The sequence below is a fragment of the Nannocystis sp. genome (assembly GCF_016714285.1).
GTDB lineage: Bacteria > Myxococcota_A > Polyangia > Nannocystales > Nannocystaceae > Nannocystis.
Genome location: NZ_JADJNN010000010.1, coordinates 228,932 through 244,460, shown reverse-complemented (window position 1 = coordinate 244,460; position 15,529 = coordinate 228,932). Strand labels below are relative to the sequence as shown.

Here is a 15,529-nt window from a genome sequence, read left to right as displayed (position 1 = left end):
CGCGCCCGGAGGCCCCGCGAGGCGGCGTGGTAGACCGGCGGCGATGAGCGGCACGCCCTACATCCTGAGCATCGACCACCTGCTGACCGACGAGGAGCGCCTGGTGTGGTCGGCGGCGCGGGATTTCTGCGAGCGCCGCGTCGCCCCGGTGATCGAGAAGCACTACGAGCACGCCACCTTCCCGCGCGAGCTGATCGCCGAGTTCGCCGAGATGGGCTTCCTCGGCGCCCCGCTGCACGGCTACGGCTGCGCCGGCATGAACCCGGTCGCCTACGGCCTGACGATGATCGAGCTCGAGCGTCAGGACAGCGGCATCCGCAGCTTCTGCTCGGTCCAGTCGGCGCTGGCGATGTACCCGATCCACGCCTTCGGCACCGAGGAGCAGCGCGAGCGCTGGCTGCCCGGGATGGCCCGCGGCGAGCTCATCGGCGCCTTCGGCCTCACCGAGCCGAACTCCGGCAGCGACCCCGGCTCGATGCGAACCCACGCCCGCCAGCTCGCGCCCGGCGGCGACTACGTGCTCTCGGGCCAGAAATTCTGGATCACCAACAGCCCGATCGCCGACGTGATGATCGTGTGGGCCAAGACCCTCGACTTCGGCAGCGACACGCCGGTCATCCGCGGCTTCCTCGTCGAGCGCGGCATGCCGGGCCTGCTGACCCCCGAGACCCACGGCAAGCTCAGCCTGCGCGCCTCGATCACCGGCGAGATCGTGCTCGACGAGGTCAAGGTCCCGAAGCACAACCTGCTGCCCGGCGTCTCCGGCCTCAAGGGCCCGCTCAGCTGCCTCACCCAGGCCCGCTACGGCATCGGCTGGGGAGCAGTCGGCGCGGCGATGGGGGTCTACGAGCGGGCCCGCCGCTACACCCTCGAGCGCGTGCAGTTCGGCAAGCCGCTGGCTGGCTTCCAGCTGACCCAGCAGAAACTCGTCGAGCTGCACAACGAGATCGGCAAGGCCCTGCTGCTCGCCTTCCACTTCGGCCGCCTCAAGCAGGACGGCAAGCTGAGCCCTGTGCAGGTCTCGTACCTCAAGCGAGACAACGTGCGCATGGCCCTCGAGGCCGCCCGCACCGCCCGCTCGATGTTCGGCGGCAACGGCATCATGGGCGAGTTCCACGTGATGCGGCACCTGTGCAACCTCGAGACGGTCTACACCTACGAGGGCACCCACGAGATCCACACGCTGGCGATCGGCCGCGCCATCACCGGCCTCGACGCGTTCAGCTGAGCAGCTACCGCGGCCAGGCGCTACCAGAAGCGGATCGGGATCACACCAGTCGAGACCAGCCCGCAGATCAGCAGCGACAGCGACAGCGACAGCACGAAGAAACCAGTCGAGGGCGGCCCGCCCCGCAGCGCGCCCGCGGGGCTGCCGAGGCCGTGGCACGAACAGTCACACTGGCGATGAAGCTTCATGACGGGGGCCGACCGCACTTTAGCATGCGGGTCCGCCGCGGGCGCAAGCGGCCCCCACGCCCCATCGCGTGTGAGTCAGGGCTCGCACGCGCGCGAGCGAGGGCCGCGATCCTGAGCGCCCAGGGCCGAGGAACGGCCTCGCCAGGGCCGGTGAGTTGGGCTAGCTTCGCAAGGCTTATGGTCCACCCGGTCCAGAGTGTTATCGAGTCGCTCTACGCGGCAGGCCGTTGCCCGCGGCTGCACGTCAACGCGACTCATGCGTCCGTGGTGTGCCCGGACGAGATCCGCCACCAGTGGAAGGAGCGGCTCATCATCGACCTGGACTCGAGCTACCCGCTCGACCTCACCTTCGGCCAGACCGGCCTCGCCGCCAACCTCTCCTTCGGCGGCACCGTGTCACGCTGCTCCTTCCCGTGGGAGTCAATCTACGTGGTGATGGACCGCGCCACCGGCCGCGGCATCGTCCTCGACCGCCACGTCCCCGAGTCCGTGCGCCGCCAGTCCGGCACCACCTCCCCCGCCGTGCGCCTCGACGCCGAGCCTGAGCTCGAGTCCACGCCCGAGCGCCCCGAACTGCGCGCCGTCGTCGACGAGCCGGTCCCGCTCGCCGCCAGCAAGGCCGCCGCCAGCAAGGCCGAGCCCGAGCCCGCGCCGGTCGAGAAGCCCGCCGCCACGGACGAGTCGCAGGTCAAGAAGCGCCGCGCCGCCTTCCGCGTGATCGACGGCGGCGGCTGAGCCGGTTCCGGTTCGGGTCGGGGTCCGATGAAAATCGCCGGCATCGTCATCAGCCTGCTCGTCGTCGTGCTCGGCACCCTGTGGATGCTCTACGTGCGCGCGCCTGCGCCCGAGGTCGTCTGCCAGCACAAGATCGCCATCACCCTCGCCGAGGTCGGCGACCAGCACGGCGACGCCGCCGCCAATCTCCTCGACCAGCTGCGACTCCAGTGCGTGAAGGAGAAGCGCAAGCTGGTCGAGCTGCGCGGCAAGATCGTCTACGCTCGCCAGGCCAGGTGCATCATGGCCGCCACCACGCTCAGCGCCGCCGAGCGCTGCGGCTGACACCAGCATGACCTTTCCCGCGGCGTCGCCACAACGACGCCCCGCGCGAGCTGGCTATACTGCCCGCGCCATGTCGACCCAGTTCATCCCCGGCGGCCTCGCCTTCCCGAAGCGCAGTGCCGTCGGCGTCGCAGATCCGCCGCGCGTCGACGACGACGAGACCAGCACCTACAAGCTGCACCGCCGCTTCGACCGCATGGGTCGACTGGTCGGCGACAGCGGCATGGAGCGCCTGTTCGCCAGCCACGTGATGGTGATCGGCCTCGGCGGGGTCGGCAGCTGGGCCGCCGAGTCGCTGGCCCGCTCCGGCGTCGGAACCCTCACCCTCGTCGACTTCGACCTCATCTGCGTCACCAACGCCAACCGCCAGCTGCACGCCCTGCGCGGCACCACCGGCAAGCAGAAGGCCGCGGTGATGGCCGAGCGCGTGCGCCTCATCAACCCGCGCTGCGAGGTCCACCCCGAGCCCGTGTTCTACAACGCCGAGTCGAGCGCGGCCCTCCTCTCCCGCAAGCCGGACCTCGTGATCGACGCGATCGACAACCTCGCCGCCAAGGCCCACCTCATCGCCAGCTGCCGCGCGCAGGGCATCCCGCTGGTCGTCTGCGGCGGCGCCTCTGGCCGCATGGACCCGACCCAGATCCGCGTCGCCGACCTCAACGCCGTCGTCCACGACCCCTTCCTCGCCGCCACCCGCAAGCTCCTGCGCAAGGCCCACGACTTCCCCCACGCCGACAAGGAGCCGTGGAACATCCTCGCCGTGCACTCGCAGGAGCCCCCGCAGGACCCCCTGGAGCTCAGCTACGACAACGGCGAGGGCTTCCGCTGCGTCTGCCCGCACGGCGGCAACGACCTCCACGGCTGCATGCACCGCAACGTCATCTACGGCACCGCCAGCTTCGTCACCGGCGCCTTCGGCCTGGCCTGCGCCTCGGCGGCCGTCCGCACCCTGCTCGGCCACAGCGTCGGCTGAACCAGCGCCAGACGCCGCCCCCACTTCACAGTGAGCGCGGCGCCTGGCCTTTCGCGTTGGTTTTCCGACCTGGTCTTCCGACCTGGCCTTTCGACCTGGCCTTTCGCTTGACCTGTCCCTTCAGTAGTAACGGCGGACCGGGGGCGGCGGCGCGTACTGGTTGTGGCGCTCACCGTCGGCCGGGAACGGCTGCGGCGTGGGCGGGTTGTAGGGCGGGTAGTAGACCGGGTCGACCGGCACCCCGCGCGCGCGCAGGCCCTCGATGCTGTCGTAGTACATCGTGATCAGCGAGTCGGGGCGGCGAGTGTGCTTGCGGGTGAAGCTGACCTCGCGCACCGAGCTGTAGGTCGACTCACCGTACTCGGTGCCGAGCCGGTTGCTGCGGGCCCGGGGGGACTCGCGCTCGGCGTAGCCGTCGCCGTCGTCGTACGCGGTCCGGGCCTTGCCGGCGCCCATCGGCGCCGACGCGGGGGGCGGCGAGGATGCATCGGCCGCCGCCTCACCGGCGCTCTTGCTGGCCTCGTTGCGGTAGTCGTAGCCACCGCCGCCGTAGGGCTCGTAGTAGGGCCGGGTGGCGATCGGCGTCGGCGCGGGGCGACGGCGGGGCTGCCACTCCTTGAACACCGCCACACCGATCACCCCGACGTGCTGACCGCTGCCGCGGCGCGCCGAGTAGCTGTTGCCGATGTCGGTGAAGCGGAACGCGGCGACCTGGTCGAGCGACTGGCGAAAGCCCTCGATCACGACCGAGCCGTAGGCCTCGATCACATAGCCCCGCTGGCGCTTGTAGTTGCCGAGCTCGCCCGAGACCACGTCGCGGCCGTCGACCGTGACCACCGCCTCGACCCGCTCGCCGGTGTTGTTCTGCAGCCGGATGTTGTAACGCCCGCCGTTGTTGCCGGCCGCGTACAGCGAGCCGTCGTGCCAGTAGGTCTGCACCGAGCCGCCCCCGGGGCTCTCGAGGGTCAGCGACAGGTCCTGCGCCGGCATCGGCGCCCGGTAGCGCTCGGTGTTGTTCCACGGCGTGTGGGCCTCCGCGACCCCGGGGCTGCACGCCAACATCGCGGCGCCGAGCAGCAAGGTCGAGAACAGGCCGAGAGTGGTGGTCTTCACGATTCGTCGCATGGTCAGTCTCCGCAGGCGGCCCGGAACGAGCGTCCGGGGCCGTCGATCTGCAAAACGCCTGCCCCGAGACCCGGCTTACACCACGAAAAGCGCCCGTCCAGCGCCAGCCCGGCCGTGTCCGCGGGCACCGGCGACCACGCCTTCGCTACCCGCAGCTGCCTGTGGCCCACCGGCGCGCGCTGGCGTAGCCTCCCGCGCCATGGCTCGCCGGACTCGCCTCGCCTCCCTGCTGCTCGCCTGCCTCCTCGTGCCCGGCGTGGCCTGCAAGCGCAAGCAGAGCGCGACCCCCAGCCCCGCCGGCGCGGCCCAGGAGAGCGCCGCGATGGGCACCTGGGACGCCTGGCTGGACCTCGCCCCGCTGCTCGAGGTCGCGCGCACCCACGCCCCCGCCACGACGATCGCCGCCCTCGAGAGGTCGACCAAGCTCCTGCGCACCGGCAAGGCCCGCAGCGCCGACCGCGAGCTCGCCCTCCTGGCCGACAGCGACGGCCGCCACTGGATCTCGGTGGCCCGGGCCGACCTCGCCGCCCTCTACTTCACCCGCTGCATCCGCGGCGTGGTCTGGCGCCTCGAGGACCTCGGCCCCAAGTCGACCCCGACCCGTCGCAGCGACTTCAGCGAGGAGACCCGCATCGAAGCCGGCGACATCTCGGTCGAGGCGATGCTCATCAACCTCGACGCCGCCCTCGCGATCCAGCAGCCCACCCTGCAGATCCAGGCCCGCATCGCTCGCGCCCGCGTCACCGCCTACTCGGCCCGCTGCGCCGCCAATGACGACGTGCAGGAGCTCTCCGAGGGCATTCTCAAGGCCGACCTCGCGACCCTCGCCGCCGAGGGCCACCTCACCCCCGACCTCGCCTTCCTGTGGGCCGGCGTGCAGATGGCCGAGTACTCCGGCGCCGCCGCCAAACCCTTCCTCCTGCTCGCCAAGGAGGGCGGCTACACCGACCCCTCCGTCGTCTACATGCTCGGCGTCATCGCCCTCGAGCAACGCGAGCTGGACCGCGCCGACGCCCACGCCGTCGAGGCCGCCGCCCTCTACGCCAAGCTCGGTGACCGCGAACAACAGGCCCAGTCCCTGTTCCTCCGCGGCGAGGTCGCCCGCGTCCGCAAGGACCCGAAGGCCGCGCGCGCCCACTACGAGGCCGCCCAGAAGCTCGCGCCCGGACACGCCGCCTCCCTGCTCGGCGTGACCCGCCTCGTGCTCGCCAGCGAGGGCCCCGGCCGCGCCATCAGCCACCTGCAGCAGATGCTCCCGCAGCTGCTGCTCACCGGGCCGCTCACCGGCGACAAGGTCCAGACCGCCGCCGCCAACCTCGAGGGCGTCGCCCTGCTCGCCACCGAGAGCGAGCTGGCCTCCGTGCTGCAGGGCGCCCTCCTGGCCGAGGTCGACCTCGAGCCCGACCCCGTGCGCCGCGGCCTGCGCTACTTCATGGCCGCCACCCTCGACGCCCGCCTCGGCGAGTACGCCCACGCCCACGCCCACGCCGTGCTCGCACGCGACGAGTTCACCGCCTCCGGCGCCCCGCCGCCGATCGACGTCGACGCCTTCATCGCCCGCATCGAGGCCGTCTCGGCGGGCAACTAGCTCACACGATCACGCCGGCCTGCGCGTCCTCGGGCAGGTGCTCGAGCGCCGCGATCAGCTGCGCCTTGAAGGCCGCCGCGATCTTGTCGAACAGCGCCGAGGCCTGATCCTTCGCCCCGCCCGCGTCGACGAAGGCGTCATGCTCGAGCCGCGCGTACTCCAACATCGTCACCGGCCCCGACTGCAGCGACAGCAGCGGCCACACGTAGCGCTCGACCGCGTGGTCGGGGCTCGGCGGCAGGTGCCAGCGGTTCGCCAACATGAAGCGGTCGTGACCCTCGAGCGCCGTCGTCAGCGGCACCCCGAGCTTGGTGATCACCGCGTCGCGCGAGGCCAGCAGCCGCTGCTGCACCTTGAAGGCCTCGAGCCGCTCGCGCCGATTGAGCGCCGTGTAGCGCTGGTCGTCGCGGCGAAAGCCGAGCCACGACAGGAACTCGTGGTTGTGCCGCCACGCCAGCCGCTGCGCCTCGATCTCCGCCACCAGCTTGGCGATGCGGTTCGAGTGGCGCCGCTTCAGCGACACCCCCGTCTCCGTCATCATCTCCCGGATCTCCCGCGAGAACAGCGACAGCGAGGTCCGGCTGTGCACCTCGTCGAGCGCCTCGAGCGCGAGCCCGACGCCGAGCCCCACGTGCGCCGCGATCTGGATCGTCGTCACGACGATGCGCTCGTACAGCCCGGGCATCACCTGCTGCAGCCCGTCCTGCGCCACCGTTCGAACCTGCGTCAGCGCCTCCTGCTTGGCCGCCGTCAGGCTGCGACGCAGCTCCGCCACCGTCGGGTCGAAGCCCGAATTGTTCGCGTGCGCTAAGAACACTTCCGTCGCCGAGACCATGGCGGCCACACATTAGGCAACAAACGCCGCACTGGCTACGGCCCCCGCGGATCTTGCGAACACCGCCCAGATCCCGCGTTCGGCGGGCAATTGCGAGCCCGCGGATGCGGGCGGTGACGCCTCCGATCTCGTGTAAGGTCGGGCTGACCACCTGCGTTCCCACGCTCGCCTCACCCCGCCGGCAGATCGGTGCCCGCGTCGAGGCGTTCTCCCGCCGCCCGGATCTCCCGCCATGCTGCAAGCGCGACGCACCCTCTCCTGTTGCCTCTCTCTGGCCCTCGTCTCCGCCTGCAACCCGGGGGGCCCCGCAGGCTCCGCGGGTCCCGGCGCGACCCCGGGCCCCGGCGACAAACCAATCGCCGCGGGCACCGTCGTCAACCCGCCGATCACCGACGCCGTCGCCGAGCTCACCGCCGTGCACGGGCCCGCCGGCGTGCGCACCGAGGACCTGGCCGAAGGGACATTCCTCGGCGCCGGCGCCCGCATCCGCGGCGGCCAGGTGCTGCTGATCCCACGCGGCACGATGGCCGAGCTGAGGCTCAGCGACGGCACCCTCCTGCGCCTCAACGAGGACACCCGCGTCACCATCTCGGTGGGTTCGAGCGGCGCGCAGAGCCGCGAGCTGAACCTCGCGAGCGGCGAGCTGGTCGCGATCGTCGCCGCCGGCCAGGCGCCGCTGACGGTGCGGTCCGGCGGCGACACGCTCGAGATCACCAGCGGTGAGGCCCGCACCCTCGCGCGCGGCGATCGTCGCAGCTACGACGTCGTCTACGGCGCGGCCACCCTGCGCAGCGGCGGCCAGGAGATCCGCCTCACCCCCGGCGCCCACCAGGAGACCCCGCTCGCGGCCCCGCAAGCAGGTCAGCCTGCCCAGCCGATCCAGCCAGAGATCAGCCTGCGCGCCCTCGAGGACACCGCCTGGTCGCGCACCTTCGAGATCGCCGCCGCCATGGCCGACTCGGTCCCCCCAGGCGTCGGCAGCCTCACTGCCCGCCGCGCCGGCACCAGCCACGAGCAGTTCAAGCTCGCGATCGTCGATCAGAAGGTCAACGTCGCGATCTCCGGCCGCATCGCCCGCACGGAGATCGAACAGACGTTTTACAACGAGGCCGGCGAGGTGCTCGAGGGCACCTACCGCTTCCCGCTGCCGGCCGACGCCTCGATCTCCGGCCTCTCGCTGCTGGTCGGCAACGTGTGGATGAACGCGGAGATGCTGGAGAAGGAGCGCGCCCGCGAGATCTTCCGCCAGATCGTCGACGCCACCATCCCGCGCGACCCGGCCCTGCTCGAGTGGGAGAAGGGCAACATCTTCAAGATGAAGATCTTCCCGATCCCCGGCCGCGGGGAGCGCAAGATCCGTCTCTCGTACACGCAGGTGCTCCCGGCCGTCGGCGACACCCTGCGCTACCGCTACCCGATCGCCGGCTCGAGCAGCGGCGCCACCGGCGAGGAGATCGGCGACTTCTCCCTCACCATCGCCGTCGACAAGGGCGCCATCCCGGCCGGCGGCCTCGCCAACATCGTCACGCCGATGGCCCAGCTCGACCGCCGCGAGCTCCCCGACCGCCTCGAGCTCTCCACCCACAAGCAGCGCTTCCGTCCGGTCCACGACCTCGGCGTCGACATCCCCCTCAGCGCCAGCGAGCAGCGCCAGCACAGCGAGACCTACCTCGACCGCGACAACCAGGCCTACTTCATGCTCGCCGTGAAGCCGGACCTCAAGCTGCCCGCCAGCACCCGCCCGGTCCACTACGCCTTCGTCCTCGACCGCAGCCACAGCATCACCCCCGAGCTGTGGACCGTCGCCCGCAGCGTGGTCCAGGCGATGTCCACCTCGCTCGGCCAGGACGACCGCATGACCGTGCTCGCCTGCGACTCGGCCTGCGACGTCGCCCCCGGCGGCCTCGCCACCGCGGCCCAGGCGATGCCCGCCGTCGACGCCTTCCTCGACCAGCAGATCCTCGCCGGCGCCAGCGACGTCGGCGGCATGATGCGCTCCGCCGCCGAGGTCCTCGCCGGCGCCGACGCCGGCATCAACCCCCAGGCCGCACCCGAACGCGTCATCGTCTACCTCGGCGACGGCTCCCCCTCCGCCGGCGAGCTCGCACCCGACGAGCTCCTCCGCCACCTCGAGCGCCCCCTCGCCGGCACCCGCGTCCAGGCCGTCGCCCTCGGCGCCCGCTCCGACCTCCTGCTCCTCGACGCCCTCACCCGCCGCACCGGCGGCGACCTCCTGCGCGCCGACGCCAAGGACGACCTCCGCGGCCTGGTCCGCGAGCTCCGCCTGCGCGGCGAGGTCCCGGTCGCCCGCGACGTCCAGCTCACCCTGCCGCGCGGCATGGAGTACGTGCACCCGCAACGGCTCTCGGCCCTGCGCCCCGGCGACACCGTGCTGCTGGTCGGCAAGCTCAGCGGCCCGGTGCACAGCAGCATCGAGCTGCGCGCCACCGGTCCTTCGGGACAGGTCGTTTCGGACAGGTTCCAGGTCGACCTCGAGCCGGCCCCGAGCGCCAGCAACGGCACCCACACCCACCTCCCGCGCACCTGGGCCCGCTTCGAGATCGACGACCTCACCGCCACCAAGGGCCACTCGGCGCGCGCCGAGATCATCGACCTGTCGCGCCAGTACACCGTGCTCTCGCGCTACACGGCGCTGCTCGTGCTCGAGAACGACGCGATGTTCCGCGAGTTCAACGTCGTGCGCCAGGCCGGCCGCACCACCGGCTGGAACGGCCAGCTCCCGCCGCCCGTGACCACCACGCCGACCGGCCAGGCCGACGGCCAGGTCGCTGGCCAGATCGCCACACCCCCCGCCGACGCCAGCAGCGCGGCCCAGCCCGCACCGCCGCCCGCCAGCCCCGGCCAGGCCCGCCCCGAGCCCGCCGAGGCCCCCAGCAGCGCCAACGAGCGCGCCAAGGCCGACCCCAAGCCCGCCGAGGAGGCCGAGAAGTCGAGCCCGGCGCCCCGCAGCCCGAGCCGTGAGCAGAGCGAGCGCGAGGTCGACGACGACCCGATCGTCGCCTCCCGCGACAACGCCGACGAGGCCGACGCCGGGAGCGACAAGGACGACTCCCTCGGCCTCGACGCCAACCTCGGCGACCTCGGCAAGAACGGCGCCTCCGAGAGCTCCGGGGCCTCCGGACAGAAGGCCAAGAAGACCGAGTCCAGCCCCCCACCCGCCGCCAAACCGGCCAAGAGCCCCTCCCGCTCCGACTCCAAGCTCGATGACGACTACGGCGACTACGGCAGCGGCAGCGGCAGCGGCTACGGCGGCGGCCGCATCGCCCGCTACGTGCCGAGCTGGAAGGTCAACCCCGCAGGCCCGCCCGGCAACGACACCCTCGGCAAGCTCGAGACGCTGCGCCAGGCGGTCCTGCGCGACCCGACCAGCCGGCCCGCCCACCGCAAGCTGGTCCAGAACGCGATCCGTGCCGGGGCCCCCGATGCCTTCACCTACGCGACCGCCTGGTCGCAGGCCGACCCCGACCACGCACCCGCCCTGCTCGCCGTCGCCGACCTCCTCGCCGCTCGCTCCGACCCCGCGGCACTCCGCGCCTACGGCTCCTCCGCCGAGGTCAACCCCTTCAACCTCAAGCTCCAGGCCCGCCTCGCCGACGCCTACGCCAGCAAAGGCGACATCACCCGCAGCTGCGCCCACCGCCGCGCCGTCGTCAGCATCGACCCCGCGCGCCCCGAACACCACCTCGAGCTCGCCCGCTGCCTCTCCACCCTCGGCCGTCAGGATCTCGTCCGCGACGCCGTCGACGACGGCATCGGCCGCGCCAAGGGCAACACCGCCGAGCTGCGCGCCTCCCGGCTCGGCTTTGTCCGCCCGGCCAAGCTGCGCACCGCCAACGGCTCGCTCAAGGCCACCCTCACCTGGGCCGGCGCCGGCGACCTCGACATCGCCTTCATCGACAGCCGCGGCCGCCGCCTGTCCGCGCTGCGCCCCGAGGGCATCAGCCTCGAGCAGTTCGGCAACGGCGAGACCCTGGCCATGCCCAGCTTCACCGGCACCGTCAGCGTCGAGGTCAGCCGCTTCAGCGGCCAGGGCCCCGTCTCCGGCGAGCTCAAGATCCGCACCCCCGACGTCACCCGCAGCTACCCCTTCACCCTCGACCAGGGCACCCTCCGCCTCGCCAACGTCACCCACACCAACAACTTCTACCCCGGCTACTACCGCTGACCCGATGCCCCGCCCCCGCGCCGCCCGCCCCGCGAGCCGCCTGTCCCCGGGGACAGGCGGCTCTCGCCTGTCCCAAAGGTCAGCCGCGGACCGCCTGACCCAAGAGACAGCTGCGGCGCCCCTGTCCCCAAACCCAGCCGCCTCGCGCCGGCGCTGGCCCGCCGCGGCCCTCGCCCTCGCCCTCGCCCTCCCAGCCTGCGCGCGCACCACCACCCCCGCGACCACCGGCGTGCTGCTCGACCCGGCCCCGGCCCACGTCACGCCCCACGCCGACCTGCAGATCCTCCGCCACCGCGCCGCCATGGGCCTCGCCGGCGCCGTCCGGGCCGAACTCAGCCCGCGCCTCGCCAGCGCCGGCGACAACCCCGAACCAGACCCCGGCCGCGACGCCCTCCGCGGCCTGGCCATCGAGCTCGCCCTGGTCCAGGGCGACCAGGACGCCGCCCGCGGCGAGCTCGTGCACCTCGAGCAGGACGTCCTCCGCCAGGGCGAGCGCGCCAGCGCCGAGCTGCGCGCCAGCTCAGCCGTGCTCCGCGGCGCCCTCCTGTTCGCCGAGCGCCGCTTCGCCGACGCCCGCAGCAGCCACCTGCGCGCCCTCGTCGCCCTCGAGCAAGGCGGCCCGCCGAGCGCCCTCAAGGGCACCGCCCTGCGCGCCCTGGCCCGCGACCAGCTCGCGCTCGGCGAGGCCGAGTCCGCCGTCAACACCCTCGGCCGCGCCATCGAGATCCACCGCGACAGCCAGGACGCCTACATCGAGCTCCACGAGGATCTACTCCTCGCCGTCGACGTCATGCTCGCCCTCAAGCAACCCACCGAGGCCGTGATCATCGCCAGCGACGCCTACAACCAGGCCCTCACCGGCTTCGGCCCCGACACCCTCCCGCACGCCGAGGCCCTGCTCGTCGTCGGCTCCGCCACCATGGCCTCCGGCGACAGCGAGGCCGCCCGCACCCTCGTCGGCGACGCCCGCCAGATCCTCGAGCAGCTGCAGACCGCCCGCAGCGACCCCCGCCTCCCGATCAGCGCCCGCGCGCTCCGCCGCTGCGAAGAACTCAGCGCCGCGCTCGCCAGCACGCCCGCGCTCGCCGACGCCGCACCAGGCTGAGCACGTTCTTATTCCTGCCCGTTTGGACCTGTCCGTCAGGACAGGTCGCAGAACAGCGCACGGACGCCCGCCAGGCCGCGATTTGACCGGTCGTACAAGAACTCGCGGCAGTGAAATCGTCGCCACCATCCATTTCATTGAACCACCGCGCGCATCCCGTGATCGACATCACAGCTCCTCGCGACGCGGGTGTCACGTGGGCCACGCACCCCAGGCCGCGAACACGCCGCGTACTTGAGCCGCGGCGATCGGCCATGTACCGTGACGCCACTTCGGTATGGCCGGCACAACCCCTCATTCGACGGTCCACGCGGAGCCCATTCGCGCGAGCGGGCTTCTGGGCTTCCTCCGCGACTTCCACAACAAGACGATCCTGTTCCGCGTCGGCGACTGGATCTTCGTGACCTACGGGCTGCTCGCGGGCATCGCGTTCTTCTTCGGCTTCACCACGACCGTCTGGTACCTCGCCATGGTCGGCCAGGACCCGTCGCTAATCGCCGCGGTGTGCCTGTTCTTCGTGATCCCCTCGATCCTCATGGTCTCGCGGGTGACCAGCATCCTGCTCGAGTGGCGCGAGCTGTTCCGCCGCCCGCTGCAGACCCTGCTCAAACCCGGCTACATGCTGCACGGCGGCATCTTCGGCGGCATCATGGCGATGCTCGGCTACTCGATCGCCAGCGGGACCCCGCTGCCCGTGTTGCTCGACGCCATGGGCTTCGCCATGCCCCTCGGCGAGGCGCTGTGCCGCCTCGGCTGCTTCGTCTACGGCTGCTGTTGGGGCAAGCCGACCGAGAGCCGCTTCGGGGTCCGCTACACCAACCCGCACTCCAAGGTGATCCGCTTCCAGCCGCACCTGCAGGGCGTCAAGATCCACCCGACCCAGATCTACGCGCTCACCGCCCACCTCATCCAGTTCACGATCTTCTACGCGCTGCTGCCCTACAAGGCCTTCGACGGCATGTTCGCGGCGCTCTACCTGACCACCCACCCGATGATCCGCATCGTCCTCGAGCGCTTCCGCCAGGACGACCGCGGCAAGCTCGGCAAGCTGACCCACAGCAACGTCTACAGCTTCGTGATGTTCGGCATCGGCCTGCTGGTCCTCGCCTACAGCCTCTCGAGCGCCGGCACCAACCTGCCGATCAACGTCCACTTCCGCTTCGTCCACACGATCGCCAGCGGCACCACCCTCCTCTACTGCGTGCTCACCTTCTTCGCCGCCGCCGCGGCCTTCGGCGTGCACTACAAGTCGGTCGGCTCCTGGCTGTCCAAGCCCTCGAACGGGGTCACCGCGCAGGTCGACGAGCTGAGCATGGGCGCGGCTGGCCGCGACGAAGGCCGCGACGACACCTGCGACTCCTGCGATCTCCACGAGCACCCGCACAGCTGAGGCGCCGGCGACTGCTCGCCCTGCGCCAGCAGCCCGCCGGGCCCGAACGACACAGCCCGCGAACCCGGCGCCCGACCCGGCGTGCGCGAGGCGGCACGCCAGCCGCTTGTCGGTCTCGCGGCTCTCTGTTATTGCCGCGCCCATCGTGAGCGACGAACTCTCGCCGGAACTCCTGCGCGCCGAGGTCGGCCGGCGGCGGACCTTCGCCATCATCAGCCACCCCGACGCCGGCAAGACCACCCTCACCGAGAAGCTGCTGCTGTTCTCCGGAGCGATCCAGCTGGCCGGCGCGGTGCGGGCCAAGAAGGCCGGGCGCGCGACCACCAGCGACTGGATGGAGATGGAGCGCGAGCGCGGCATCTCGGTCACGACCTCGGTGATGAGCTTCGAGTACCCGCACCCGGAGCTCCCCGCCGACGCGCCGCCGGTGCAGGTCAACCTGCTCGACACTCCCGGCCACGCCGACTTCGGCGAGGACACCTACCGGGTGCTGACCGCCGTCGACGCCGCGCTGATGGTGATCGACGGGGCCAAGGGCGTCGAGGAGCGCACCGAGAAGCTGATCGAGATCTGCCGCCTGCGCGACACCCCGGTCGTCACCTTCGTCAACAAGTTCGACCGCGAGTGCCTCGACCCCTTCGCGCTCATGCAGGAGATCGAGAAGAAGCTCGGCATGACCTGCGTGCCGCTCACCTGGCCGGTCGGCACCGGCAAGCGCTTCAAGGGCGTCTACGACCTCCAGCGCCATCGCATGTACATGTTCGCCGCCCAGGGCCACAGCCGCATCCAGGAGGGCATCCTGGTCGAGGGCCTCGATGACCCCCGCCTCGACGAGCTGCTCGGCGACCAGGTCGACGAGCTGCGCATGGCCGCCGAGCTGCTCGGCGGCGCCAGCCAGCCGCTCGACCACGCCGCCTTCCTCGCCGGCAAGCAGACCCCGCTGCTGTTCGGCTCGGCGATGAACAACTTCGGCGTCCGCGAGCTGCTGGAGGCGTACATCCGCCTGGCCCCCGGCCCGCTGGCGCGGCAGGCCATCACCGGCGCCGCCGCGACCACGCCGCCGGCCCCCGGCGAGCCGGTGCCGGTGCGCACGGTGGACCCCTGCGAGCCGGCCTTCACCGGCTTCGTGTTCAAGATCCAGGCGAACATGGACCCGAACCACCGCGACCGCATGGCCTTCCTGCGGGTGTGCTCGGGCCGCTTCGAGCGCGGCATGCGGGCGCTGCACTGCCGCCTCGGCCGCGAGGTCGGGCTCGGCAACGCGACCACCTTCCTCGCCCGCGACCGCGAGATCGTCGAGGCCGCCTACGCTGGCGACATCATCGGCCTGCCGAACCACGGCACGATCAAGATCGGCGACGCCTTCACCAGCGGCGAGCTGCTGCGCTTCACCGGCATCCCCAGCTTCGCCCCGGAGCTGTTTCGCCGGGTCCTGCTCAAGAGCCCGCTCAAGGCCAAGAGCCTGGCCAAGGGCCTCACCCAGCTCGCCGAGGAGGGCGCCATCCAGGTGTTCAAGCCCTTCCTCGGGACCCAGTACATCGTCGGCGCCGTCGGTCAGCTCCAGCTCGAGGTGATGAAGCACCGCCTCAAGGCCGAGTACGACGTCGACGCCGACTACGAGGGCATCGAGTACTCGACCGCGCGGTGGATCACCCCGCGCAGCGAGGGCAAGACGAAGATCGAGGTCCAGAAGCTGATGGAGAACTTCCACAGCCGCAACCAGCAGAACCTCGCCACCGACAGCCACGGCGACCTCGCCTACCTCGCACCCAACCGCTGGAACCTGCAAAAGGTCGAGGAGCGCTTCCCCGACATCCGCTTCGCGGCCACCCGCGAACACACCTGAAGCGAG

12 protein-coding genes are annotated in these 15,529 nt (G+C 71.6%); 9 read left to right on the top strand and 3 right to left on the bottom strand.

What is annotated here, in order from left to right:
- Nucleotides 1-43: 43 nt before the first annotated feature.
- Nucleotides 44-1,228 carry an acyl-CoA dehydrogenase family protein gene (locus IPJ59_RS19220; protein WP_293272818.1) on the top strand — a complete coding sequence of 395 codons (1,185 nt, stop codon included), beginning with the start codon at nucleotides 44-46 and terminating at the stop codon, nucleotides 1,226-1,228.
- Between the two features lie 20 nt (nucleotides 1,229-1,248).
- On the opposite strand, the gene IPJ59_RS19215 is transcribed toward IPJ59_RS19220, so the two are convergent.
- Complete coding sequence (locus IPJ59_RS19215) at nucleotides 1,249-1,416, bottom strand: hypothetical protein (protein ID WP_293253241.1); 168 nt, start codon at nucleotides 1,414-1,416, stop codon at nucleotides 1,249-1,251.
- Here IPJ59_RS19215 and IPJ59_RS19210 point away from each other — a divergent pair.
- From IPJ59_RS19210 to IPJ59_RS19200, 3 genes are all read left to right on the top strand, one after another.
- The gene (locus tag IPJ59_RS19210; RefSeq protein WP_366524636.1) at nucleotides 1,405-2,151 is read left to right on the top strand and encodes a ClpXP protease specificity-enhancing factor SspB; all 747 of its coding nucleotides are present in this window, start codon (nucleotides 1,405-1,407) and stop codon (nucleotides 2,149-2,151) included. The genes IPJ59_RS19215 and IPJ59_RS19210 overlap by 12 nt on opposite strands.
- Nucleotides 2,152-2,178: 27 nt before the next feature.
- Nucleotides 2,179-2,475: a hypothetical protein gene (locus IPJ59_RS19205; protein WP_293253235.1), complete on the top strand. Its 297-nt coding sequence runs from the start codon at nucleotides 2,179-2,181 to the stop codon at nucleotides 2,473-2,475.
- Nucleotides 2,476-2,545: 70 nt separating this feature from the next.
- The gene (locus IPJ59_RS19200) at nucleotides 2,546-3,448 is read left to right on the top strand and encodes a tRNA threonylcarbamoyladenosine dehydratase (RefSeq protein WP_293253232.1); all 903 of its coding nucleotides are present in this window, start codon (nucleotides 2,546-2,548) and stop codon (nucleotides 3,446-3,448) included.
- Between the two features lie 120 nt (nucleotides 3,449-3,568).
- Here the strand turns inward: IPJ59_RS19200 and IPJ59_RS19195 are convergent, their stop codons facing one another.
- Nucleotides 3,569-4,573, bottom strand: coding sequence for a hypothetical protein (locus IPJ59_RS19195; RefSeq protein ID WP_293272817.1), 1,005 nt, complete (start codon nucleotides 4,571-4,573; stop codon nucleotides 3,569-3,571).
- Nucleotides 4,574-4,772: 199 nt separating this feature from the next.
- On the opposite strand from IPJ59_RS19195, the gene IPJ59_RS19190 reads away from it, so the two are divergent.
- Nucleotides 4,773-6,161 (top strand): hypothetical protein, encoded by a 1,389-nt coding sequence (locus tag IPJ59_RS19190; protein WP_293272816.1) that lies wholly within the window; start codon nucleotides 4,773-4,775, stop codon nucleotides 6,159-6,161.
- A 1-nt stretch (nucleotide 6,162) separates the two neighbouring features.
- Here the strand turns inward: IPJ59_RS19190 and IPJ59_RS19185 are convergent, their stop codons facing one another.
- Complete coding sequence (locus IPJ59_RS19185; RefSeq protein ID WP_293253223.1) at nucleotides 6,163-6,978, bottom strand: hypothetical protein; 816 nt, start codon at nucleotides 6,976-6,978, stop codon at nucleotides 6,163-6,165.
- Between the two features lie 250 nt (nucleotides 6,979-7,228).
- On the opposite strand from IPJ59_RS19185, the gene IPJ59_RS19180 reads away from it, so the two are divergent.
- From IPJ59_RS19180 to IPJ59_RS19165, 4 genes are all read left to right on the top strand, one after another.
- The gene (locus IPJ59_RS19180) at nucleotides 7,229-11,182 is read left to right on the top strand and encodes a VIT domain-containing protein (RefSeq protein ID WP_293272815.1); all 3,954 of its coding nucleotides are present in this window, start codon (nucleotides 7,229-7,231) and stop codon (nucleotides 11,180-11,182) included.
- Nucleotides 11,183-11,186: 4 nt separating this feature from the next.
- Nucleotides 11,187-12,287, top strand: coding sequence for a tetratricopeptide repeat protein (locus tag IPJ59_RS19175; protein WP_293272814.1), 1,101 nt, complete (start codon nucleotides 11,187-11,189; stop codon nucleotides 12,285-12,287).
- 277 nt (nucleotides 12,288-12,564) lie between these two features.
- Nucleotides 12,565-13,677: a prolipoprotein diacylglyceryl transferase gene (locus tag IPJ59_RS19170; RefSeq protein ID WP_293272813.1), complete on the top strand. Its 1,113-nt coding sequence runs from the start codon at nucleotides 12,565-12,567 to the stop codon at nucleotides 13,675-13,677.
- 145 nt (nucleotides 13,678-13,822) lie between these two features.
- Nucleotides 13,823-15,523: a peptide chain release factor 3 gene (locus tag IPJ59_RS19165; protein ID WP_293272812.1), complete on the top strand. Its 1,701-nt coding sequence runs from the start codon at nucleotides 13,823-13,825 to the stop codon at nucleotides 15,521-15,523.
- Nucleotides 15,524-15,529: the final 6 nt, after the last annotated feature.